This window comes from Halomonas elongata, from assembly GCF_029081005.1.
Taxonomy (GTDB): domain Bacteria; phylum Pseudomonadota; class Gammaproteobacteria; order Pseudomonadales; family Halomonadaceae; genus Halomonas; species Halomonas elongata_B.
The window spans coordinates 1-21,074 of record NZ_JAJQTQ010000017.1; the positions used below are offsets into that span (position 1 = coordinate 1).

The 21,074-nt window shown below is 57.8% G+C and carries 19 protein-coding genes; 12 read left to right on the plus strand and 7 right to left on the minus strand.

Translation table 11 applies throughout. The annotated features are described in order from the left end of the window. The first annotated feature begins 102 nt into the window (after nt 1–102). The 10 genes from LU493_RS13045 to LU493_RS13085 all read left to right on the plus strand — a co-directional run bounded on the left by LU493_RS13045 (nt 103) and on the right by LU493_RS13085 (nt 12,006). Nucleotides 103–1,830: a DUF262 domain-containing protein gene (locus LU493_RS13045; protein ID WP_275288297.1), complete on the plus strand. Its 1,728-nt coding sequence runs from the start codon at nt 103–105 to the stop codon at nt 1,828–1,830. A 169-nt stretch (nt 1,831–1,999) separates the two neighbouring features. Then, complete coding sequence (locus tag LU493_RS13050; RefSeq protein WP_275288223.1) at nt 2,000–2,959, plus strand: hypothetical protein; 960 nt, start codon at nt 2,000–2,002, stop codon at nt 2,957–2,959. A 165-nt stretch (nt 2,960–3,124) separates the two neighbouring features. Next, a complete protein-coding gene (locus tag LU493_RS13055; RefSeq protein ID WP_275288224.1) occupies nt 3,125–3,922 on the plus strand; it encodes a Hachiman antiphage defense system protein HamA in 798 nt (265 codons plus the stop codon). Further along, entirely contained in the window at nt 3,912–7,034 is a 3,123-nt protein-coding gene (locus LU493_RS13060) for a DEAD/DEAH box helicase (protein ID WP_275288225.1), read from the plus strand. Before LU493_RS13055 ends, LU493_RS13060 begins: the two co-directional genes overlap by 11 nt. Before the next feature lie 77 nt (nt 7,035–7,111). After that, nucleotides 7,112–7,483: a transposase gene (locus LU493_RS13065; protein ID WP_275288226.1), complete on the plus strand. Its 372-nt coding sequence runs from the start codon at nt 7,112–7,114 to the stop codon at nt 7,481–7,483. Further along, nucleotides 7,372–8,292 (plus strand): IS3 family transposase, encoded by a 921-nt coding sequence (locus LU493_RS13070; protein ID WP_275288298.1) that lies wholly within the window; start codon nt 7,372–7,374, stop codon nt 8,290–8,292. The genes LU493_RS13065 and LU493_RS13070 overlap by 112 nt, the downstream gene beginning before the upstream one ends. Nucleotides 8,293–8,407: 115 nt before the next feature. Continuing rightward, entirely contained in the window at nt 8,408–8,968 is a 561-nt protein-coding gene (locus tag LU493_RS13075) for a DUF2268 domain-containing putative Zn-dependent protease (protein ID WP_275288227.1), read from the plus strand. Next, nucleotides 8,952–9,509, plus strand: a complete 558-nt coding sequence (locus tag LU493_RS13080) for an AAA family ATPase (RefSeq protein ID WP_275288299.1) — start codon at nt 8,952–8,954, stop codon at nt 9,507–9,509. The genes LU493_RS13075 and LU493_RS13080 overlap by 17 nt, the downstream gene beginning before the upstream one ends. A 35-nt stretch (nt 9,510–9,544) precedes the next feature. Next, nucleotides 9,545–9,643: an acyloxyacyl hydrolase gene (locus LU493_RS20060; protein WP_410000329.1), complete on the plus strand. Its 99-nt coding sequence runs from the start codon at nt 9,545–9,547 to the stop codon at nt 9,641–9,643. A 170-nt stretch (nt 9,644–9,813) separates the two neighbouring features. After that, nucleotides 9,814–12,006, plus strand: a complete 2,193-nt coding sequence (locus tag LU493_RS13085; RefSeq protein WP_275288228.1) for an OsmC domain/YcaO domain-containing protein — start codon at nt 9,814–9,816, stop codon at nt 12,004–12,006. Between the two features lie 93 nt (nt 12,007–12,099). On the opposite strand, the gene LU493_RS13090 is transcribed toward LU493_RS13085, so the two are convergent. Then, nucleotides 12,100–12,534, minus strand: coding sequence for a GFA family protein (locus LU493_RS13090; protein WP_275288229.1), 435 nt, complete (start codon nt 12,532–12,534; stop codon nt 12,100–12,102). 139 nt (nt 12,535–12,673) lie between these two features. On the opposite strand from LU493_RS13090, the gene LU493_RS13095 reads away from it, so the two are divergent. Then, on the plus strand, nt 12,674–13,693 hold the full coding sequence (locus LU493_RS13095; RefSeq protein WP_275288230.1) for a GlxA family transcriptional regulator: 1,020 nt from the start codon (nt 12,674–12,676) through the stop codon (nt 13,691–13,693). A 96-nt stretch (nt 13,694–13,789) separates the two neighbouring features. Here LU493_RS13095 and LU493_RS13100 read toward each other — a convergent pair whose 3' ends face one another. The 5 genes from LU493_RS13100 to fabF all read right to left on the minus strand — a co-directional run bounded on the left by LU493_RS13100 (nt 13,790) and on the right by fabF (nt 18,995). Continuing rightward, entirely contained in the window at nt 13,790–14,956 is a 1,167-nt protein-coding gene (locus LU493_RS13100) for a hypothetical protein (protein WP_275288231.1), read from the minus strand. Beyond that, the gene (locus tag LU493_RS13105) at nt 14,953–15,768 is read right to left on the minus strand and encodes a hypothetical protein (RefSeq protein ID WP_275288232.1); all 816 of its coding nucleotides are present in this window, start codon (nt 15,766–15,768) and stop codon (nt 14,953–14,955) included. Before LU493_RS13105 ends, LU493_RS13100 begins: the two co-directional genes overlap by 4 nt. After that, a complete protein-coding gene (locus LU493_RS13110; protein ID WP_275288233.1) occupies nt 15,765–16,412 on the minus strand; it encodes a hypothetical protein in 648 nt (215 codons plus the stop codon). Before LU493_RS13110 ends, LU493_RS13105 begins: the two co-directional genes overlap by 4 nt. Nucleotides 16,413–16,469: 57 nt before the next feature. After that, nucleotides 16,470–17,300, minus strand: coding sequence for a hypothetical protein (locus LU493_RS13115; protein WP_275288234.1), 831 nt, complete (start codon nt 17,298–17,300; stop codon nt 16,470–16,472). A 429-nt stretch (nt 17,301–17,729) separates the two neighbouring features. Further along, on the minus strand, nt 17,730–18,995 hold the full coding sequence (fabF, locus tag LU493_RS13120) for a beta-ketoacyl-ACP synthase II (RefSeq protein WP_275288235.1): 1,266 nt from the start codon (nt 18,993–18,995) through the stop codon (nt 17,730–17,732). Between the two features lie 92 nt (nt 18,996–19,087). On the opposite strand from fabF, the gene LU493_RS13125 reads away from it, so the two are divergent. Beyond that, entirely contained in the window at nt 19,088–19,741 is a 654-nt protein-coding gene (locus LU493_RS13125; RefSeq protein WP_275288236.1) for a TetR/AcrR family transcriptional regulator, read from the plus strand. 86 nt (nt 19,742–19,827) lie between these two features. Here LU493_RS13125 and LU493_RS13130 read toward each other — a convergent pair whose 3' ends face one another. Next, nucleotides 19,828–21,072, minus strand: a complete 1,245-nt coding sequence (locus LU493_RS13130; protein ID WP_275288237.1) for a metal-dependent hydrolase family protein — start codon at nt 21,070–21,072, stop codon at nt 19,828–19,830. Nucleotides 21,073–21,074 lie beyond the last annotated feature (2 nt).

The following is a 21,074-nucleotide window of genomic DNA, read 5'->3' on the forward strand; positions in this document are numbered from 1 at the left end:
GCGTCCTGCCATGCATCACCTATGCAGCTGCGGCATGGTGCACATTAGTAAATTCGACTTTTCGGACAAAACCTAGCATCTCAACCAACCTCAATCCAATCCATATACAGCTGGTACAAGGAAGATAAGCTATACGTCAATAGACGGTATCAAAGAAAACTTGTATGGACTCAAGATGAGAAGCAAAGGTTAATTGAGTCAATATTAAAAAGATACCCGATTCCCGCGATATTTGTTGCCGAGCGAGAAGAGACGGGAACATATGAAATAATAGATGGCCTGCAAAGGCTTCATGCTATTGTTTCATTTATAGAAACATCATTTCCAGATTTAGATGGACGATTCTTCAACCTTGAACACTTCCCCACCGCGAAAAGTCGTGCGGATTCTGGTGGTTTTGACCCTGCTCAATCGGAGAGCCTTCTTGATCAGGAGCAGGTGACCACGATCCTTGATTATACGTTGGCGCTTTCTGTAATGCGCAATGCAACAGAGGATGAAATAAATGACGTATTTGACAGAATTAATACCTATGGTCACCGGTTAAGCGATCAAGAAAGAAGACAGGCGGGTGTTAAAAACGAATTCTCTGAGGTCGTTCGTCATATAGCTTGTGAAATACGAGGGGATGACTCTGCTGATGTATTGACACTTAGTTTGATGCCATCAGTTAGTGTTGATTTGCCAATGTCCAAGCACGGCTATGAGGTGCGCGCAGATGAAGTTTTCTGGGTTCAGCAGGGTATCCTGCGATCCACAGATCTGCGAGATAGCGAAGACGAGCAGTGCATAGCGGATATTGTGGCTTCGATAGTCGGGAGTCAACCAATTCCTAGGTCTAAGGATGCCTTAGATAGCGTGTACGCGGACGGAAGTGAGGAAAATAAAAGAATATTGAGCTTGCTTGATGTATACGGCCCCGAGCGCATATCAGAGGAGTTCAAGTTTTGTGTTGAAGAAATACAAAAAATATGCAACCAAGGGGGCGAGGAAAAGCTAAGAGATTTGATCTTTGAAAAACGAACAACGAACCCATTTCCTTCCGTTTTTGCTGTTCTTTTTATCGCACTTCACGAAATTTTTGTCAAAGACAAGAGAGTGATCTCCGACTACGAGTGCGCCAAAAAATCTCTATACAATCTTGTCTCTAGGATTGAATCTGGTAGGAAAGCCGGCTCCCCAAGTGAACGAAGAAAGAATATAGCAACTGCGAAAGCCTTGTTGGACGATTGCTTGATCGATGCTGATGGAACACAGCATATTTATGGGTCGCAATCGACCGTAGATATCCAAAACGCATTAAGGCGATCAGAAGCCGAGCACTCTAGGTACGAATTAAAGCAAGGACTTCTAAGTCTCTCAGATGACAGACAGAAAGATGAAAAGGTAGTCGACAAGGTTATTAATACGATTTGTGCAATAGCGAATAATGGGCCAAGCTGCTCTGGACAAATAATAATTGGGGTTGCTGACAAGGAGGCAGACAAAAATCGGGTAAGTGAAATTGACGGAGTGGAAGGGAAAAGGGTTGGCAGAAAATATGTCGTTGGAGTAAAACGAGAGGCGGAGGTGCTGGGTATCACTATTGAGCAATATTATTCGCATTGGAAGGAGGCGATCCGGAACTCGGGTCTTTCTGGGAGTGTGCGGGATTCTGTGCTTTCCAATATGGACTATAATGAGTTCTACGGCCTAGGTGTTATAACCATTACCATCCCGCCGCAGTGTGAAATGTCTTATGTGGATGAGGAGACATTTTTGAGGAGTGGTGACGACACCCTAAAAGCAGAAACTGCGCAGCAAATCGCATCAATCGCGAAAAGGTTTTAGGCTACGGGTTTACCGAAGGGCTGTTGGTGGCGGTACCTATGTCCGCTTCACCAACAACGTGCATAACACGGCGCTTGAGACGACGCTCGCACACTCGCGCGCCTCAGCTATGCGTTAGGCCCAAATTGGACTTGGCTTTAGCGCATTTTATGGATTGAGAGGAAACACTATGTCAGGAACAAATAGAGGATTGACCACATTTCTGGAGCTAGTCTTTCCTCCCATCTCTAATCAAGAGGCCTACTGGTTCAAGGATGAGCCAGCAGCTGACGCTATGCGCGCAAGCGACTTTTACATGATAGGTGGCAAACCGAAATCGAAGTTCGCTAACCTATCTGCATGTGAAGACACTATGAGAGTATCTTTTGATCTTTTCATTGGGGGTGAATTGCGAGGTCAGGGATCTATTGACGTAGACAGCTTGGAGGTCGTTCAAAACTTTGAAGGAAGCAAATATGGTGTGGGCGGAAGCGAAGATGCGATAGAAGTATTTTATGAAAAAGATGAAGATACACTTCTACTAGAAAGGTTCACGACTGAAAGCATTTTATGGCACCGTTCCAGAGGTCTGAAAGGTCTAACTGGCCTCGACAATTACAAAGAGCTTTTTTGCTATGACCTTTTGTATGTGGGTATTGCAAAAGAAGGTGATAGCTACGAACGTCTCATTAAAAACGGGCATCATGCTCGGTTGGATATATTAGCTAATGAGCCACAACGATATCCTGGTGCACGAGTCACAGATGAGATCTTTTTATTTTTATTCCGTCTCGAACCGCTTTTTGTAACCACTTTTGGTGCAGGCAGCGAAATAGACTTAGAATTCGGTTATGACCACAAAGCAATTGTTGCAGACGCAGAGAAGGCTTTCGTTAGTTTGCTCAAGCCCAATTACAATACGGTAAAGTTTAAGCAGTATCCAAAAGGCGCTGATGGCCTATACGATTCTAAATTAGATAGATATACATACTCTATTGGCGAAGCAATCACCTTTAATACTCCCCACGGAAAAATGAAGGGAGGTAGAGATCAGTATCTTGCAGGGATGACCAATGAGGCTGACTTTATATTTATAGATAAGGAAAAGTCTAAGCTATTTGTTGCCTGTGAAGATTTTTCGGATGATTAACAGCGGCCTAACCAGGCAAGTCACGGCGACGGTTACTGCATTGCGGCTTCGCCTCCATTCCGCAACCGCGCGTGCTTAGCGGCGTTAGCCCCTTAAGTAACATCAGGAACTGGAATGCCCTGGACTTCAGACCATATAAAATGGCTCGTCGACACTGGCGAACGAATGACGACTTCCGATGGCAAGGAGGTGGAAGTCTGGGATTTTCGTCATGACAACGACGAGGAAGTGCTCTCCGCTTGGGCAAAACACTTCCGCAATCACTATTGCTTAGATACTGAGATTGATTTCCTCCGGGGCAAGCGTCCGCGATCAGACTACCTGATCGATGTCAAGTTCCCATGCAAAACATCCAAACTTGGTCCAGGGATTAGAGCGGGTGATTTTGGGGAAATTCTGGTTTCCGACTATCTTCAATGGCTGCTCGGATATTGGGTGCCTAGGGTACGGTGGTCATCGAAGGTTGTTCGAGATGAATCACCCAAGGGCAGCGATGTCATTGGATTCCGTTTTCACGAAGAAGAAGGCGAATCCTCCACCAAGGATGTATTATTTGTATTTGAATCTAAAACAAAGTTCTCCGCCTCTAAGATCAACCGATTGCAGGATGCTATCAACGATTCTGCCAAGGATCATATTAGAATAGATGAATCTCTGAACTTCATCAAACAAAGGCTCTTTGAAAAAAAGGAAATCGAACAAGCCCAGAGAATCGAAAGATTTCAAAGCCCAGTAGATATTCCCTACAAGGAAACCTTCGGCGCTGCGGCTATTATCTCTAATGAGCATTTCGACGCTAATGAACTGGCTTCAGTGGACTGCAGCAAGATTCCCAAGTCAGCAAAATCCAGCGAGTTCTTTCCCCATCCCAACAGTGACAATCTTGTCCTACTAGTTATCAAGGGACCCGGCATGATGGATCTTGTCCACGAGCTCTACAGGAGGGCTACGGATGAGGCCTGAAAAGAAATCCCAACTCCTGCTTGGTGTAACTAGGTCAAAGGCCAAAATGCTCGAGTACGGTGTTCCGGAAGAGCATCACATCAAAATCAATCAAGATCCGGCCAAGCTATTCACACTCTCGATTGGCCTGCTGGGTGACCTCGCCGCTGCAATCAACCGGGGGGAGCCAGATTTAGAATCCCTCCCGGAGCTTAAATCCAATCTACTTTTTTCTGCCCGTTTTTTCGACTCCTATTTACAGTCAAGGCTGAATGAGAACCTAGAGCCATACCTCTTACTTGTTGGAGCGTCTTCTTACTATCTTTGCGATTTACCCGGAAGCGCCTCGGTACTGGCCTGGAATGCCGACGCGGATTTTCCAGATCTAAATGCCATGGGACTCGAAAATCTGATTTTTTGGATGTTACGAGGGGACATATCTACGGATTTTGGTGGAGCGGAGGGAGAACTCGGAAATTATATCGACGTTATTTTCGACACATTAGTACGGTTTATCAGTAATGGCACCGGTGAAGACAAGCTCCTTGACCTGATCAGAGAGCTCAGAGTTTCTGTTTACGAGTATGGTACGCCTAGACAGCTTTTGCTTGGCGATATTGCGGCCGCTTTGATCAGGAAAAAAATTATTAACTCTTGCTGGAATGCGCTTCCATTCTATTCCGGGCTTTCAAGAGATAAGTGGCGACCAGCGATCGGAAAGAGTTCATTCATCAAAGAATTATGGCCAGCACAACACCTTTTAGGCAGAGCAGGTATCCTTAAAGGAAAGTCTGCTATCGTACAAATGCCTACCAGTGCCGGAAAAACAAAGGCAACGGAACTTATCCTACGGAGCGCTTTTCTGGCAGGCCGAGTGTCATTGGCCATCATCATCGCCCCCTTCCGGGCGCTGTGTCATGAAATCAAGAACAGCCTCGTTGAGGCATTCCACGATGAACCCACCATGGTGGATGAATTATCTGATGCTCTACAGACCGACTTCGAGATTGCCGAGCTTCTTGGGCACCAACAGATCCTGGTCGTAACCCCGGAGAAGCTGCTCTACGTCCTTCGGCATTCTCCGGAGCTGGCAGCTCACATTGGCCTGCTGGTCTTTGATGAAGGCCACCAGTTCGACAGTGGCACCCGAGGCATCACATACGAGCTTCTCCTAACATCGCTGCGCTCCATGATTCCAGAAGAAACGCAGAAGGTGCTGATATCGGCGGTCATCAGTAATGCCGAGGCTGTCGGCGAATGGCTGAACGGCGAACCTAATGTCGTCGAAGGTACAACGTTGACTCCCACTTTCAGGTCGGTCGGTTTCGCCAGCTGGCTCGATCAACTGGGAAGAGTCGAGTACGTCGACAGCCGTGACGCTGAACAAAACGAGTTTTTTGTGCCGAGGGTTATTGAGAGATTCAATCTCGGGAGGAAGAAGCGGGAAAGGAAGGACCGTTTTTTTCCTGAAAAGACGGATGGACAGGCTATCGCACTTTATCTTGGTCTGAAATTGGTCCCAAATGGCAGTATCGCTGTTTTCTGTGGAAGGAAGTCGACAGCGGCTAGCGTCTGCGAAAAGGCCGTCAATATTATAGAGCGAGGCGCACCCCTGCCCCTGCCGTCAGATTTTTCTGACGCACAGGAAGTTGAGCGGCTGACACATCTGCATGTAGAGAATCTCGGCGCTGACGCTCCGGCGTCTCAGAGCGCAGCACACGGAATTTTTTCTCATCATGGCAATACGCCGCATGGTATCCGGTTGGCGGTGGAGCAAGCCATGCGTGACGACCTTGTGCGATTCGTTGTTTGCACATCCACCTTAGCGCAGGGCGTAAACCTTCCCATTCGATACCTCATCGTGACCAGTGTCTACCAAGGCATGGAACGCATCAAGGTTCGCGATTTCCACAATCTCATTGGCCGAGCGGGCCGAGCCGGGATGCATACCGAAGGCAGTATCCTGTTTGCAGACCCGGTGATCTATGACAAGCGGAAGGCCCGTAACGATAAATGGCGCTGGGATCAGGTGAAAGAACTTCTCGAGCCTCGCAATTCTGAGCCATGCATCAGCAATCTTCTATCGATCTTCGACCCCATCAAGAGTGATGACGAGAAATACACAATCATCATGGAGGCTCTGGATTTCGCTAAGGCCTATATCAACGATCCTGATGAAGTTGCCAAACTGGCTGTCGGGATAGCCGAACGACATGGAGGCAAAGGATTCTCACGAAGCGGTGTCGAGAGGCAAGTCGCCTGGAGAATCAGCCTTATCTGTGCCGTGGAGAGCTTTCTCTTATCCCATTGGGATGAATCGGAGAATGGTCTTTCGGAAGCCGATGTGTCCCACCTGGCCGAAGGGACGCTGGCTTTCTTCCTGGCCGATGAGCGAAAACAGGACCATATCCGCGAGTTATTTCAGCTTCTCGCCGGCAATATCTCGGCAAACATCACAGATCCAGCTCGCCGTAAAATCTACGGCAGGACGCTTTACGGAATTCAGGATGCCCAAGCCATTGAGGGATGGGTTCAATCCAACACTGCCAGTCTGCTTTCGATTGTTGATGAAAAAGAAGCTCTCGACCTAGCCTGGCCTTTGCTCACCCGGCATATCAACGGTGGCGTATTCACGAAGTTCGATAAGCCGGAGGTGCTTAAAGAAATCGCGCATGAATGGATCAGTGGGCGGCCTTTCAGCGACTTACTGGGAATCATCCGTCAGCGTAAAGCCAAAATGATATGGGGCAATCGGCGAAGGGAGTTCAAGATCGATCATGTCGTCGACGTCTGCGAAGGGACGCTCGCATACGACGGAGCGCTTGTTGTAGGCGCTGTGTCTGAATTCATCGAAACTCTCGACCAAGATGGCATCGGAGAGCTGATCAGTCGTTTACAGCTTTTTCAAAAGCGACTGAAGTATGGTCTGCCCACCGAAACCACGATTGCTCTTTATGAACTTGGCTTTTCGGACCGCGTCATCGCTCAAGACCTTGCGGCATCCTTGAACTTGGCAGCGACTCAAAAGGAAGATCTTGTGAAGGCGCTGAAACAAGAAAGGGATGGAGCTAGTGCGTTGATGGAGAAATACCCAAGCTATTTCCAGGTGCGAATGAATGAACTGTTGGGCTAACAAATCGCTGCACTGGATTTTGGACTTCCCCCACTCTAGTGGACACGCATCGATAACTCCCCAGCAGGAGAGAACCGATGCCCGAGATGATCACGGGGAAGAAAACACAGCGCTATAGCACCGAGTTCAAAGTCAAAGCAGTGGAGTGGAGCTATCAGGCCCACCGGAGCGTCCAGGGGGTGGCTGAAGCACTGGATATCCACCCCTTCATGCTGTCACGCTGGCGAAAGGAATATCGCGAAGGAAAATTCGCCATGAAACGAGTCAGGAAGGCACCAGCTGAGGCCAAGCAGAAGGTCCAGGAGCAGGATGAGGTTGCTCGCCTGAAGCGCCGCGTATCGGAGCTTCAGGAGGAGAACGACATCCTAAAAAAGTTTCAACGCTTTCAGGCCGAGGGACGACGGAAGCGTTCCGGTTCGTCTGGAAGCACAGACGAGAATACAACGTAAAGCTCCTGTGCAAGTACTTGAGCGTTTCCCGGTCAGGCTATTACGCCTGGGTCAATCGTAAGCCAAGCCCTAGGGCTGTCGAACGGGCAGATCTGGTCTTCAGGATCCGGAAGGTCTATGACGAGAGCAGAGGGCGGTATGGGAGTCCTAGGGTGTATCAGGCGCTACGCCGTGAGGGCGTTCAGGTGGGCGAAAACCGCGTGGCGAGGATCATGCAGGAGTGGGGCATGAAGGCACGTGTCACTCGAGTCTACCGGCGTTTGGCACGCAGACGTCATGAATTGAAGGCATTGCCCAATTACCGGCTGGCTGCACCAGCGCCAACAGGTGTTAACCAGCAGTGGAGCAGTGATGTTACCTACATCAAATTAGGCACAAAATATGTGTTCTTGGCCGTTGTGCTGGACCTCTATTCTCGCCGAGTCATCCATTGGCGACTCGGTAAGAGCCTAACTGCTGACTTCTCTAAATCGACGCTCAGAGAGGCCTTCAAGCGGCGTCATCCGTCACCAGGCTTACTGCTCCACACGGATCGTGGGATCGAGTATAGGGCACACAAAATGCAGCGGCTTCTGAATCAACATCAAGTGCGACACAGCATGAATCGGCCTGGGCAATGTACTGACAATGCGGAAGTGGAATCCTTTTTTAAGACCCTGAAGGGAGAGTTGCTACACGCAACTAGCTTCACTGCGATGTGCCAGCTACGAAGCCAAATCAGGCACTATATTGATGGCTTCTATAATAACCATCGTCTTCACAGTGGCCTTGGTTACCGGAGCCCGATAGAATTCGAAGGGATTAGCTGATGGCGCGTGTCCATTTTTTTGGGGGAACACCATTTCTACTCCGTTGCGCTCCGTAAAAACCAGTGAGCTCAAGCGCTATGCCAAACATCCGTCTTGACGAAAGGAATATCAGCCGATGATCGTCCCGCTTTTCCTCGATACCACCGACTGTCGGCATTTCTCGGACGATTCTCGTCAAGCCGTCGATGAGATCTGTGCTGCTGCGGATATGGAGATACGTGCCCACCTTGGTGCGCTGTTGCCCCATGATATCGAGCTGGCATGCCAAACGGGGCAGTTCGTTATCCCGGAAACGGGGGAGGTGGGCGCTGCGATCACATCACATCGTGTGGGCTGGACGGTCAATCAGGCGCGACCGAGAGGGATCGCCGGTGTCGCTCGCACGCAGTTGCGCTTCACGTTGTTCCATGAGCTCCATCATCTGGCACGAGGCTGGGTGATGTATGGCGGGCCGGAGCGCACCTCCTTCATGGAAGGCGTTGTCAGTGAGGGGCTGGCAACCGTTTTCGAACGAGATGTCGGGGGCCGCGAGACGCCGTGGGGGCAATACCCCGACGACGTCCAGACATGGGTGGCCGAGTTGCTGGAGCTTCCGGTTTCGGCGTCTTACGGCCATTGGATGTTTCGGCATCCGGATGGGCGGCGTTGGATTGGATATCGTGATGGATGGCCTTAGACGTTTAATGAACAATCGATTCGTAGTCACCGGCGGGCCCGGCGGAGGTAAAACCACAGTTCTTGCCGCTCTGGCGGAGCGTGGGTACGGTTTCGCACCAGAGTCTGCCCGGAGGATAATCCAGGAGCGGTTAATGGCGAGGGTGTCGCCAAGGCCGGAGCCCGCCTTGTTTGCCCATGAGGTCCTGAGTGCGGATATCGAAAAGTATCGAGAAGTCGATATTAGTGATGGTCCCAGGTTCTTTGATCGAGGTGTGCTGGACGCGTTGTGGATGCTGGATGCGGAGAATGCACTGACATATGATCAAGCGGCTCGATACGTTCACGATTTTCCCTACAACAGGCGCGTTTTTCTTCTGCCTCCATGGAAAGAGATCTATGACACCGATGCCGAGCGCGACCAGACATTTGAACAGTCCGTCGAGGTGTTCGAAGGTCTGAAAAGGTGGTATCGGCAATGGGGCTATGAAACCTTGGAAGTGCCGCGTACCCATGTCGGTGAGCGCGTTTCATTTATTCTGGAAGCCGTAGACAACATCTGAAAAATTTTTGCCGTTGACCACCCAGCGCCACTGGCGTGGGCTATCGGTTTCTTCACTATTCCGATGCCGGCGTGAATGGCCCGGACACGACGGGGGCGGATTTCCACATGATCGAGTTCCGCTACCGGTATTGAGAATCGTCGTCGTAATGCCCGGTGGCGTTCGGGCCCGAGCGGGGCATGCCCTCGGCGCGCCCGCTCTGGCGATTTTTTGACCAGCCGCCCAAGACGAAGCGCCTCAAAAGCTGGATAATGGCGGGCTACGCGCTACGGCCGACCGAAACCACGAATCCGGTGCTTTGTCAATGGAAATCAAGGTCAATTATCTCGACAACCTCCGGCTGGAGGCCAAGTTCGATGACTTCACGGTCATCTCCGACCAGCCGATTCGCTACAAGGGCGATGGCTCGGCGCCTGGCCCCTTCGACTACTTCCTGGCGTCGTCGGCGATGTGTGCGGCGTATTTCGTCAAGGTCTACTGCAACGCGCGCGATATTCCCACCGAGAACATCCGGCTGTCGCAGAACAACATCGTCGACCCGGAGAACCGCTACAAGCAGATCTTCAAGATCCAGGTCGAGCTGCCGGAGGATCTGTCCGACAAGGATCGCCAGGGCATCATGCGTTCCATCGAGCGTTGCTCGGTCAAGCGGGTGGTGCAGAACGTGCCCGAGTTCCAGATCGAGACGGTCGAGAACCTGGATGAGGATGCCCAGGCGCTGCTGATGGCCGAGCCGGAGGAGGGCGCGAGTACCTGGATCGAGGGCAAGGACCTGCCGCTGGAGCAGACCATCGCCAACATGACGGGCATTCTCGAGTCGCTGGGCATGCAGATCGAGATCGCCTCCTGGCGCAACATCGTGCCGCATGTGTGGTCGCTGCACATTCGCGATGCCCACTCCAACATGTGCTTCACCAACGGCAAGGGGTCGACCAAGGAGAGCGCGCTGTGCTCGGCGCTGGGCGAGTTCATCGAGCGCTTGAGCTGTAACTTCTTCTACAATGATCAGTTCTTCGGCGAGGAGATCGCCAACAGCGAGTTCGTCCACTATCCCGACGAAAAATGGTTCCAGCCGGGGCCGAACGACGAGCTGCCAGAGGGCATCCTGGATGCCTACTGCCGAGAGTTCTACGATCCGGATGGCGAACTGCGCGGCTCCAACCTGATCGACACCAACTCCGGCAAGGTGGAACGCGGCATCGTCTCGTTGCCGTTCGTGCGCCAGTCGGATGGCGAGGTAATCTACTTCCCCTCGAACCTGATCGAGAACCTCTACCTCAGCAATGGCATGAGTGCCGGCAACACCCTGCACGAGGCCCAGGTGCAGTGCCTGTCGGAGATCTTCGAGCGGGCGGTGAAGAAGCAGATCATCGAGGAAGAGATCGCGCTGCCGGACGTGCCGCATGAGGTGCTGGCGAAGTACCCCGAGATTCTCGAGGGCGTCGAGGCGCTGGAGAAGCAGGGCTTCCCGGTGCTGGTCAAGGATGCCTCCCTGGGCGGGCAGTATCCGGTGATGTGCGTCACCCTGATGAACCCGCGCACGGGCGGTGTCTTCGCGTCCTTCGGCGCGCATCCGAGTTTCGAGGTGGCGCTGGAGCGCAGCCTGACCGAGCTGCTGCAGGGCCGCAGCTTCGAGGGCCTGAACGACTTCATGCCGCCGACCTTCAATTCGCTGGCCGTCACTGAGCCGAACAACTTCGTCGAGCACTTCATCGATTCCTCGGGGCTGGTGTCCTGGCGTTTCTTCAGTGCCCGGGCCGATGTCGAGTTCGTCGAGTGGGATTTCTCGGGCACAAACGAAGAGGAAGCCGAGCGCCTGTTCGGTATCCTCGCGGAACTGGGGCTGGAAGCTTACATGGCCGTCCACGAGGATCTGGGCGCGCCGGTGTGCCGCATCCTGGTGCCGGGGTATTCCGAGGTTTACCCGGTGGAGGATCTGATCTGGGACAACACCAACAAGGCATTGCTGTTCCGCGAGGACATCCTGCACCTCCACGAGCTGAGCGACGAGCAACTGGGCGATCTGCTGGAGCGCCTGGAAGAGACCCAGATCGATGATCACGAGGACATCATCACCCTGATCGGCATCGAGTTCGACGAGAACACCGTCTGGGGGCAGCTCACCATCCTCGAACTGAAGCTGCTGATCAACCTGGCGCTCGGCCAGCACGAGGAAGCCCTGGAGCGGGTCGAGATGTTCCTGCAGTTCAATGACAACACCGTCGAGCGCGGGCTCTTCTACCAGGCGGTGAACGCGGTGCTGGAAATCGTGCAGGACGACGAGCTCGAGCTGGAGGACTACCTCTATAACTTCGAGCGCATGTTCGGCGAAACGACCATGGCCGCCGTGGTCGGCTCGGTGAACGGCGAGGTGCGCTTCCACGGCCTCGAGCCGACCAGCATGCGGCTGGAAGGCCTCGAGCGTCACCAGCGGCTGATCGAGAGCTACAAGAAGCTGCATGCCCATCGAGCCAGGCGGGCAGACGTGGCGGCGTAGCCGCACGCTTCCTTTCGTATCACTTGAAGCGCCCCGGTCCAGCATTGGTCCGGGGCGCTTCGGGTTATGCATGGTGTGATACGTCTCAGCACGTCATTCCGCCACGCGAATACCGGAACCGCCTATTTCCTCGGGCACATCCCTGAACTTGTCGAGCTCGTCGGAAATCGGCAACACGCTTTCCTGGTAGTGCACGTGAAGGCCGGGGCTGTACGGGAGTGCGGGCAGGATCGCGGCATAGACATCCGTCAGGCCGAGCTCCGGGTGCTCGGTGAGAATGTGCCCGCCGCAGGTCTTGCACCATTTGCGGTAGCTCTGTGGGGTCTTGTGGTAGGTGCCGATGTTCTCCTCGCCCTGGGTGATGTGGACGGCCTCCGGCTTCCATAGTGTAAAGGCGTTGACTGGCGCCGCGGACCACTGTCTGCACGAATCGCAATGGCAGTAGCCCATGGCCTCCGGCTCGCCGCTGACGGTCACTTGTACGGCGCCACAAAAGCAGCTTCCCTTGTAGGTAGTGTTGTTGCTCATGCTGTGTCTCCTCTGCGTGCCTGGATCTCGTACGTCGAGGCGTCTCGGACGCGTTTCGCCAGTATTCTCCAGGAGCTTCCCGCCGCGTAGTGGCGGAAATGACATAGTGCAGGGGCGATCCGGCCAACGGAGTGATCAGATGATCGATGTCACCGTGGTGCTGGTGGAGGGGGGAATGCCCTCGACGGCGGTGGCGCCGGTGGAGGTATTCAGCACGGCCGGCGTGCTGTGGAACACCATGCGCGGGGAGGCGGTGGAGCCACACTTCCGGGTGCGTACGGCGTCCCAGGGCGGCCGGCGGGTGTCCACGGCCGTGGATTTGAACCTGGAACCGAGCTGTGCCATCGAGGCGGTGGCGGAGACCGATCTCATTATCGTATCCGCCGTGGGTGCAGACCTGGAGGCCGCCTGCTCGGCCAACACGGCACTCTATCCGTGGCTGCGCACGTGGCACGCGCGTGGCGTCACCCTGGCCGGTATCTGCGCGGGCGTGGGACTGCTTGCCGAGGCCGGTATCCTGGATGGCCGGCCCGCGACGACCCACTGGGGGGTGGTAGAGACGTGTCGGCGACGCTACCCGCAGGTGCACTGGCAGCCGGAGCGGTTCCTGACGGAGAGCGACAACGTGCTGTGTAGTGGCGGCGTGTATGCCTCCGTCGATCTCAGCCTTTATCTGGTCGAGAAATTCTGCGGTCATCGAGTTGCCATGGAGACGGCCAGGGCACTACTGCTCGAGACGCCGCGTGTGTGGCAGGCCGGGTACGCGGCGGAACCTCCGGAGATGTCGCATGAGGACGGGCAGATCCGACGGGCCCAGGAGTGGTTGTTCCACCATTTCACCGAGCCGGTGAGACTGGATGACCTGGCCGGGCAGGTGGGCATGAGCCCGCGGAACTTCGCTCGCCGCTTCAAGCTGGCCACCGGGGAAACGCCCACCGGCTACCTCCACCGCCTGCGAATCAATGCCGCCCGTCACCTGCTGGAGAACGAGCAGCAGACCGTTCAGCAGGTGAGCCGTGCCGTCGGCTACGACGACCTGGCCTTCTTTCGGCGCTTGTTCAAGCGCTACGCGGGGCTGCCGCCCCAGCGCTACCGGGAGTGCTTCGGCATCCGCCCGCCCGAGAGCGTCGCGATCGCCGGCCGCACACCGCATCGCTGACGCGGCATGGGCAGGGGGATATCGAAATGCTGGTGGCCGTTCGATGGCGCAGGGTTGGGCTGATCGGCGTGGTGTCCTCCGTTGCCGTGGAGGATGTCATGAACGTCGCTGCTGGAGGCGGGTCAAGCCGGCCCTCAGCGTTCGGCAGAGTCGTGGATAAAGCCCATCCAGCAGGCGCATCACCAGTATGAAAAGTCCCGTGATGGCCAGTGGCAGGGTGGCCTGCATGCTGGGTTCATTGATGAGCACGTCCCAGGGTCGTGGAGCGAGGTCGTTGCGGCTTATGTCACCGTAGCGGCCGATGGCCAGCGACCGCCCGCTGGCGTGACAGGCCAGGTCGATGCCCTTGCCTTCCAGTGCCTTGCTTTCCACCGAGAACAGGCAGGTGAAGAGCGCCGAGTCCTCCTTCTCTGCTGTGGCCGGCGGGCTGTCGTTTCCCCCTCGCACGCTGACGGTGTCGCCGAGATGCAGCGGGGCCTGCATCAGGGTGTAGATCTGCTCCGAGACCATTCGCCGGCCGACCACCGCGACCTCGCCGTGGCGCATGAGCGGTGGAGAGGCGGGGGTCGTGGGTTGATAGGGCTCCCCTCCGATATGCCCCAGGCCCTTGAGGGTGCCATTGAGGGGAGCCTCACCGATGTCGACCCTCAGCGTGGCTTCCCGCAGTGCAAGGGCCTCGGTGATTCGCGTTGCTTCCTCTTCGTCGCCACAGTTCGGATGACGTGATGCGCTGGCGTGTGGGGGCGCTTGGACAGTGCACTCCAATGGCTCCAGCAGGACGGCCGGAAGGGCCGATGTCTCGCGAGGATAGCCGGACCGGGCGGGTTCGATCTTGATGTCGAGAGGCCCGGCACCCTGGCGGGTGAGGGTAACGGTGGCGTTGGGGCCGATTTCCAGATAGCCCTGGAAGTCAGGAGGCTTCATGTCGGGCGCACCGCGATCGAGGGGGATCAGCGCATCCGGGGGGCGCTCTTCGCGTTCCGCCCCCACCTGGTAAAGCAGCCGAGCATGGTCCAGATACCATCTCGTGCCGGTGAGCTCGGTGGTCGAGAGCTCGAGGACCTCGCTGTTGGCGTCGATATAGAAGGCGTAGGGGCGCTCGAACAATTGGGTGATCAGATGCAGGATCAGCGGGATGGCGGCCAGGGTCACCACCAGGGCGAGCAGGGTCTGGCCGACGGGGCGCTCTGCCATGCCGCCGCCCAGCCAGGCGGCCTGGACGCCGCGCCCGGCATGGCCACCGGAGGGGTGGGTTATCTTCACAGTTCAAGCTCCACCGGCACCTGGCTGGCCAGGCTGGAGCCGCGGCGACGGACAAGCTGTGTGTCCTCGATCACTGGATTGCCCCTTTGCCTGAGCCGTGCGATATCCAGTCGGCAGGCGGCATCGTAGGCGATACGCTGAGGGGCTTCGATGGGTTGGCACATTACGCCGAGCTGACGGTTTTCGCCCTCGGGGAGCTCGAGCAGGACTGCCAGCAGGGTCTCCAGCCGGCTACTGTTGGCGATCACGCTGAGCGTCTGCGGCGCCGAGAAGGGGCGCCAGGCGGCTACCAGCACGGCCTCTCGCTTGGTAGCGGGGCTGCAGTCTCGCTTGAGTTCAGCCAGCACTGCCAGCCGGTGGGGCGGCGGGGTCTGGGCATACTGCGTATAGTACTCGGGCTTGCGGGTCACGAAATCCACCGGCAGGGTTTCGGTATTCTCTGCCTCCCGTTGCTCTAGTCCGGAGCGCAGAGCCTCCAGTCTCTCCAGCGATACGTCCAGCAGGCTGGTGTAGTGGCCGTCGCGGGAATTGAGCGAAATGCAGATGCGGTGTCCCCCGGTTTCCAGCCCATCGGGCAGCCAGAGGTATAGCCGCTGGGCTTGATTATCGCCGTCGGGGTGCCCGCTGGGTTCGGCCATCACTCCCATCAAGGTACGACCGGAAACGTCGACCGCGGGTTCGTAACCTTCATTGAGGATACGTGCTTCGAGCGCGAACTCGGCGAACTCGGCGGGCTCGGGCGTCTGGGCCTGGGTGACCGAAAACGTAAGCAGGCCGGCCAGCAGGGCAGCGGCAAGGGGAGTGCCATTCATGACAGGCGGATCTGGAAGGGCAGGGTGGCGCGGTTGCCGCCGGCGTAGTCGTCACCGGTGCCTCGGCCGGTGATGGCGCACTCCAGCGAGCCCATCAGGTCGACGCCGTTGAGCTCGCTCAGCGCCAGATGGCAGCGGAAGTATCCCGAGTCGAGTTGCAGTCGCCAGCCGCCTCGGTTGAGCTGTCCGATAAAGGTTTTGTTGTGGAACTCGGCGGTATCGAATCTGCCGGAAACCTCGTCGCTGGCGGTATCGACCTTGAGCTCCTTGAGCACCAGCTCGCGCCAGACGCCGTAGGTGTAGGTCTGGGCCTGGGACGGGTCGATGGGTTCGATCAGTTCCACGGCGAGGAATTCGCGTTCTTCGATCAATTGGCGCAAGCCGGCGGTCTTCAGGCGGTCATCGTCGCCGCTGAAGGCGGCCTCCATGGCCATGCTGCGCAGTACCGGATCTTCGTCTTTCATTACCTCTTCGAAGACCGCCAGGCGTACCGAGGCACTCTCGTCGGCGAGCAGGTTGCGCACCTGGTCGAGCATGGCAGCTCGTTCCTGGGCCGCCTCGACGCGGCTTTGATCCATGGCCATGGCGGGAGTCGCGCTTAGCGCCAGTGCCAGTCCCAGGGCAGCAAGTCGTCTATGGGGCATGGGATTCTCCTGATTGTTGTGGTTGTTGTGGTTGTGATTCGGGGGAGTGCTGAGGCACTAGGGGGCGGTGGTATCCCGAACGCGCACATAGCCCCCGGGGACCTGCCACCAGGGGCGACTCTTGACCTTGGCACTGAGCTCTACGCTTTGCCCGACCTCCAGCCAGTGCACCACCGGTGACCACGGGCTGGGCTCCTCGCGCACCGCGGTACGTGCGGTGGCCATGACCTGACCGCGGCGAGGTTCGAGGGGGAGGGTGCTGGATGGAAGACGTGAGCCACCCACGGCAAAGAACGCACCGATGCGTTGGTTGAGGGCGTCTTGTCGGTAGGCGCGAATGGCGCCCATCTCGGTGTTGAGTACCATGCCGACCGGGCGCCCATCGAGCAGGAGTCTCGATCCGCTGATCCCCTTGAAGGCCTCGTTATCCGGCGTCAGCAGGGTGACCTCGATGTAGCGGTCGTCCAGAGCGCTGAATCGCACGGCATGCGACTCCAGGCCACCGGTGTCGCGTACCCGCAGGATAACCCCCTCACGACCGCGGTTGACCGCTTGTCGTAGAAGGTCGTCGAGGGATTCGTTGAGCGGCCAGCTCATACCACAGGGCATGCGCCCCTCGGCTGCGATACGGATCACTGCGATGTCGTCGCCGAAGTCGGTGAGCGGCTCAGCCGGTGCCCGGATACGTTCCGCGTTGATCACGCTGAGCCCCATCCCCAACCCGACGACATGCTGGGGCGTGATGGCGAAACACTCGCCACCGCGGGCCCTTAGAGTTCCTTGGCCCTGTTCTACCCCTTTGACCAGCACTTGTTGTTGTGCGGCGAGCGGTAGGCTGATGCCTATCAACAGCCCGCCGAGCAGCCCAATGCGCAGTATGCTTCGCATCCGGTGCCTCCGCTCTCCCGTTCCCTGTACTCAGCGTAGCCATGTTTCTCAGCGCACGCTGTTGGTCAGGTTTGTCCGGGGAGAAATCGGGGGGATCGAAGGCAACGTGCGCCTTGCTTTCCCCCGCATGACTAGGTTCTGTACGAAAACTGTCTGCGCTCGCCCATACGGCGTTAAAAATCGGCTCAAAGTACTCATTTACACTGCGTAAACTCCGTTTTTTGACTCGTGACATCCATGTCACTCGCTCTCCGAGCAGCGGAGCTGCCCAAATCGTCCATCCTGACGATTTGTCACCGATTTTTGCCTTATCGGGCCATCACTCGCCGACTTTTCGTACAACCCCTAAGCCCCCGAGACGGTTCGCCGGCTCGGGGGCTTGTCGTTTGGTGCGTGGTGAGAGAGTAGGGCGGCCGATGTCGTCTGCTGCTACAGCAGGCTGACGATCAGGGCGGCATTCACGCCGCCGAAGCCGAAACCGTTGCACAGGGTGTGTCGGATGGCGTGCGCTCGCGATGCATGGGGCACGAAATCCAGGCCTTGCATGTCCTCGTCGGCGCTGTCGAGGTTGAGGCTCGGGGGCAGTCGGCCCTGCATCGTCGCCATGGCGGAGAAGATGCCCTCCACGCCGCCGGCGGCGCCAAGCAGGTGGCCGGTGGCCGACTTGGTGGCGGAGATCGGCACCTCGGTCAGGCCATCGCCGAACACGCCTCGCAGCGCGGCGATCTCGGCCCGGTCGCCGACCGGCGTCGAGGTGGCATGGGCATTGATATGGTCGATCACCTCCGGGGACAGGCCGGCCATGTTCAGGGCCGCCCGCACGGCGGCCGCGGCCCCGGCGCCGTCTTCCGGGCCGGCGGTGATGTGGTAGGCATCGGCGCGGGTGCCGTAGCCGCTGAGCACGGCCAGGGGCGTGGCCCCGCGTGCCTCGGCGTGGGCCAGGGTTTCGATCACCATCACTCCGGCGCCTTCGCCCATGACGAAGCCGTTGCGATCCCGGTCGAAGGGGCGCGATGCCCGGCTCGGGTCGTCCTGCTCCGTCGACAGCGCCTTCATGGCATTGAAGCTGGCCAGTGAGAGCGGGTCGATGCAGGCTTCGGCGCCACCCACTATGGCGACCTCGGCTTCGCCGCTGCGTATCAGCCGCATGCCGTCGCCGATGGCCTGGAGGCCGGCGGCGCAGGCGGTGACCGGGCATCCCAGCGGCCCGCGAAAGCCATGGCGAATCGATACGTGCCCGGCGGCCAGGTTGGCCAGGAAGGCCGGCACGGTGAAGGGCGAGAGCCGCCGGTGGCCACGCGTGGTCAGGGTGGTCTGGGCCTGGGTGATGGTGGGGAAGCCGCCGATGCCGGAGCCCACGATCACGGCGGTGCCGTCGCGGTCCGCCTGCCGCGAGGGGAACCAGTCGGCCTGAGCCAGGGCCTCGTCGGCGGCGGCCATGGCATAGAGGCTGAAACGCTCCAGCTTGCGACGCTCCTTGGCATCCGCTACCCGGTCAGGATCGAGGCCGGCGTCGGGGTCGTCGGTGATGTCCGGCACCGCGCCGGCGACCTTGATCGGCAGCTCGTCGGTATCGAATCGGGTGATCGGGCCGATGCCCGAGCGGCCGGCGAGGAGGCGCTCCCAACTTGCCTTGACGCCGCATCCGAGCGGGCTGACCATGCCCATGCCGGTAATGACGAGCGGTGATTGCATGATGGTGTCCTGAATAGCGGGTGTGTTGGGCCACGCTAGCACCGGGCTTGATATGATCAAGATAATATTCTGGGTGGAAGGGTGAAGTCGCCATGCCGTATTCGACGAACCACAAGACCAGATCGCGGGAGCGCATCCTCAAGTCGGCCATCGAGCTGTTCAGTCGCCGAGGTTTCGAAAAGGTCTCCATCGGGCAGATCATGAAGCTGGCCAGGATGACCCATGGGGCCTTCTATGCCCACTTCGCCTCCAAGGAAGCGCTGTATCAGGCCTCGGTGCAGGAGACTCTGGAGAGCAGCCGGGCGGCCAGGTTGGTGAAGGGGCCGCTGTCGGTGAAGCACCTGACGGACCTGGTGGCCAACTACTGGAACCTGCAGGAGCTGGAGCGCAAGCGAGCCCCCGGCCCGGAATCGGTGCTGTTCAATGAAATCGGCAACGAAAACGCCGAGATTCGCACGCTGTTCGAGGCCTCTTACCTGCGCATGAAGAAGATGCTGGAAACCCGCCTTATTGCGCTGAGCCGCCTCAAGAAACTGCCCTTCGAGCCTGACCGCGAGATCATCGCCGATAAATCTCGCGTCATTCTCGCCTCCTTGGTGGGGGCCGTGGCCATTGCCAAGAGCCTGCCCGGCGAGCAGGAGCGCCAGAACATTCTCAACGCCGCCCAGCGCAACATCCTGCTGATGCTCGGCGTCGATGAGAGCGAGATGGAGGCTATGGTGGGGGCGGCGCGCGCCGACTTTTAGGCTCGTTCTCTCCGCATGGAAAGCCCCGAGTCGGTCCGCCGACTCGGGGCTTTTGCGTTTTGAGCGCCGTGACGCGTCGGGCGCCGTTACTTGGTGGTGAGGGCCACGCCACCTTCGCGATAGACCTTGCCGCCCTTCATGATCATCAGCAGTTGCGCCTCCGGATCGGTGAGGGCGGTGATGTCCTCCAGTGGGTTGTCGCGCACCACCAGCAGGTCGGCGCGGGAGCCGGGGATGACCTCGCCGAAGTCGCCGACGTAGCCGAAGGCGTCGGCGGCGTTGCAGGTGGCGGCGCGGATCAGGTCATCGGCGGGCACCACGTCCTTGCGCAGGTGGAACTCGTTGAGCTGGTGGCGCTGCATGCGGCCGAGCAGGTCGGAGCCGTAAAGCATCTTCACGCCGTACTTCTGGGCCATTTCCAGCGCCTTGCCGCCGGCTTCCAGCACGTCGAATACCTTGCGCTGCAGGTGCTCGGCCATGCCGGCTGCCACGCCCTCCTTGGCCAGGGCGTCGTAGGTGGAAAGTGTCGGCGTCAGGTAGGCGTCGTGCTCCAGGAACAGGCGGCAGCTTTCTTCGTCCATCAGGTTGCCGTGCTCGATGGTCTTCACGCCACGCGGGATCAGCCGGTTGATGGCGCGAGCGGTGTAGGCATGGGCCATGGTGTGGATGTTGGCGGCAGTGGCTTCTTCGACGATGGCATCGATCTCCTCCAGCGAGAACTGGGTGCTGTCGATGCGGTCGGTAGGTGAGGAGACGCCGCCGGAGGCCATGATCTTGATCTGGGTGGCGCCCTTACGGATCTCGTCGCGGGCGGCGCGGCGCACCTCGCTGATACCGTCACAGACCCGGCCGAGGCCGGCGCAGCAGAAGCAGCCCTCGAAGGTCTGCTGACCGGGGCCGCGCATGTCGCCGTGACCGCCGGTCTGGGAGAGTGCGTTACCGCAGTAGAGCAGCCGCGGGCCGATCAGGCTGTCTTCGTCGACGGCGTTGGCCAGGCCGTAGTCGGCGCCGCCGGCATCGCGCACCGTGGTGAAGCCGCGCATCAGCATGGCTTCCAGTAGCTCGCTGGACTTGGCGCCCACGTAGAAGGGCGAGAGCGTCTCCAGCAACGCGAAGTTGGGGGTGATGGCGGTGACGTGGACGTGGGCATCCACCAGGCCGGGCATTAGATAGTGGCCCTTCACGTCGATGATGCGGTCGTCCTCGCCGCCGAGCGGGGCGTCGCTGACTTCGACGATGCAGTCGTCCTGGATGCGTACTTCACGGCCGGGCAGCACGCACCCGGCGCGGGTGTCGATGACGCTGGCATTGATGAAGCGGGTGGTGGTCATGG

Excerpts from the sequence above, each read along its gene's own strand:
- LU493_RS13050 (WP_275288223.1), top strand. The coding sequence starts at position 2,000 with ATGTCAGGAACAAATAGAGGATTGACCACATTTCTGGAGCTAGTCTTT.
- LU493_RS13055 (WP_275288224.1), top strand. The coding sequence starts at position 3,125 with ATGACGACTTCCGATGGCAAGGAGGTGGAAGTCTGGGATTTTCGTCAT.
- LU493_RS13060 (WP_275288225.1), top strand. The coding sequence starts at position 3,912 with ATGAGGCCTGAAAAGAAATCCCAACTCCTGCTTGGTGTAACTAGGTCA.
- LU493_RS13065 (WP_275288226.1), top strand. The coding sequence starts at position 7,112 with ATGCCCGAGATGATCACGGGGAAGAAAACACAGCGCTATAGCACCGAG.
- LU493_RS13075 (WP_275288227.1), top strand. The coding sequence starts at position 8,408 with ATGATCGTCCCGCTTTTCCTCGATACCACCGACTGTCGGCATTTCTCG.
- LU493_RS13085 (WP_275288228.1), top strand. The coding sequence starts at position 9,814 with ATGGAAATCAAGGTCAATTATCTCGACAACCTCCGGCTGGAGGCCAAG.
- LU493_RS13090 (WP_275288229.1), bottom strand. The coding sequence starts at position 12,534 with ATGAGCAACAACACTACCTACAAGGGAAGCTGCTTTTGTGGCGCCGTA.
- LU493_RS13095 (WP_275288230.1), top strand. The coding sequence starts at position 12,674 with ATGATCGATGTCACCGTGGTGCTGGTGGAGGGGGGAATGCCCTCGACG.
- LU493_RS13105 (WP_275288232.1), bottom strand. The coding sequence starts at position 15,768 with ATGAATGGCACTCCCCTTGCCGCTGCCCTGCTGGCCGGCCTGCTTACG.
- LU493_RS13110 (WP_275288233.1), bottom strand. The coding sequence starts at position 16,412 with ATGCCCCATAGACGACTTGCTGCCCTGGGACTGGCACTGGCGCTAAGC.
- LU493_RS13115 (WP_275288234.1), bottom strand. The coding sequence starts at position 17,300 with ATGCGAAGCATACTGCGCATTGGGCTGCTCGGCGGGCTGTTGATAGGC.
- fabF (WP_275288235.1), bottom strand. The coding sequence starts at position 18,995 with ATGCAATCACCGCTCGTCATTACCGGCATGGGCATGGTCAGCCCGCTC.
- LU493_RS13125 (WP_275288236.1), top strand. The coding sequence starts at position 19,088 with ATGCCGTATTCGACGAACCACAAGACCAGATCGCGGGAGCGCATCCTC.
- LU493_RS13130 (WP_275288237.1), bottom strand. The coding sequence starts at position 21,072 with ATGACCACCACCCGCTTCATCAATGCCAGCGTCATCGACACCCGCGCC.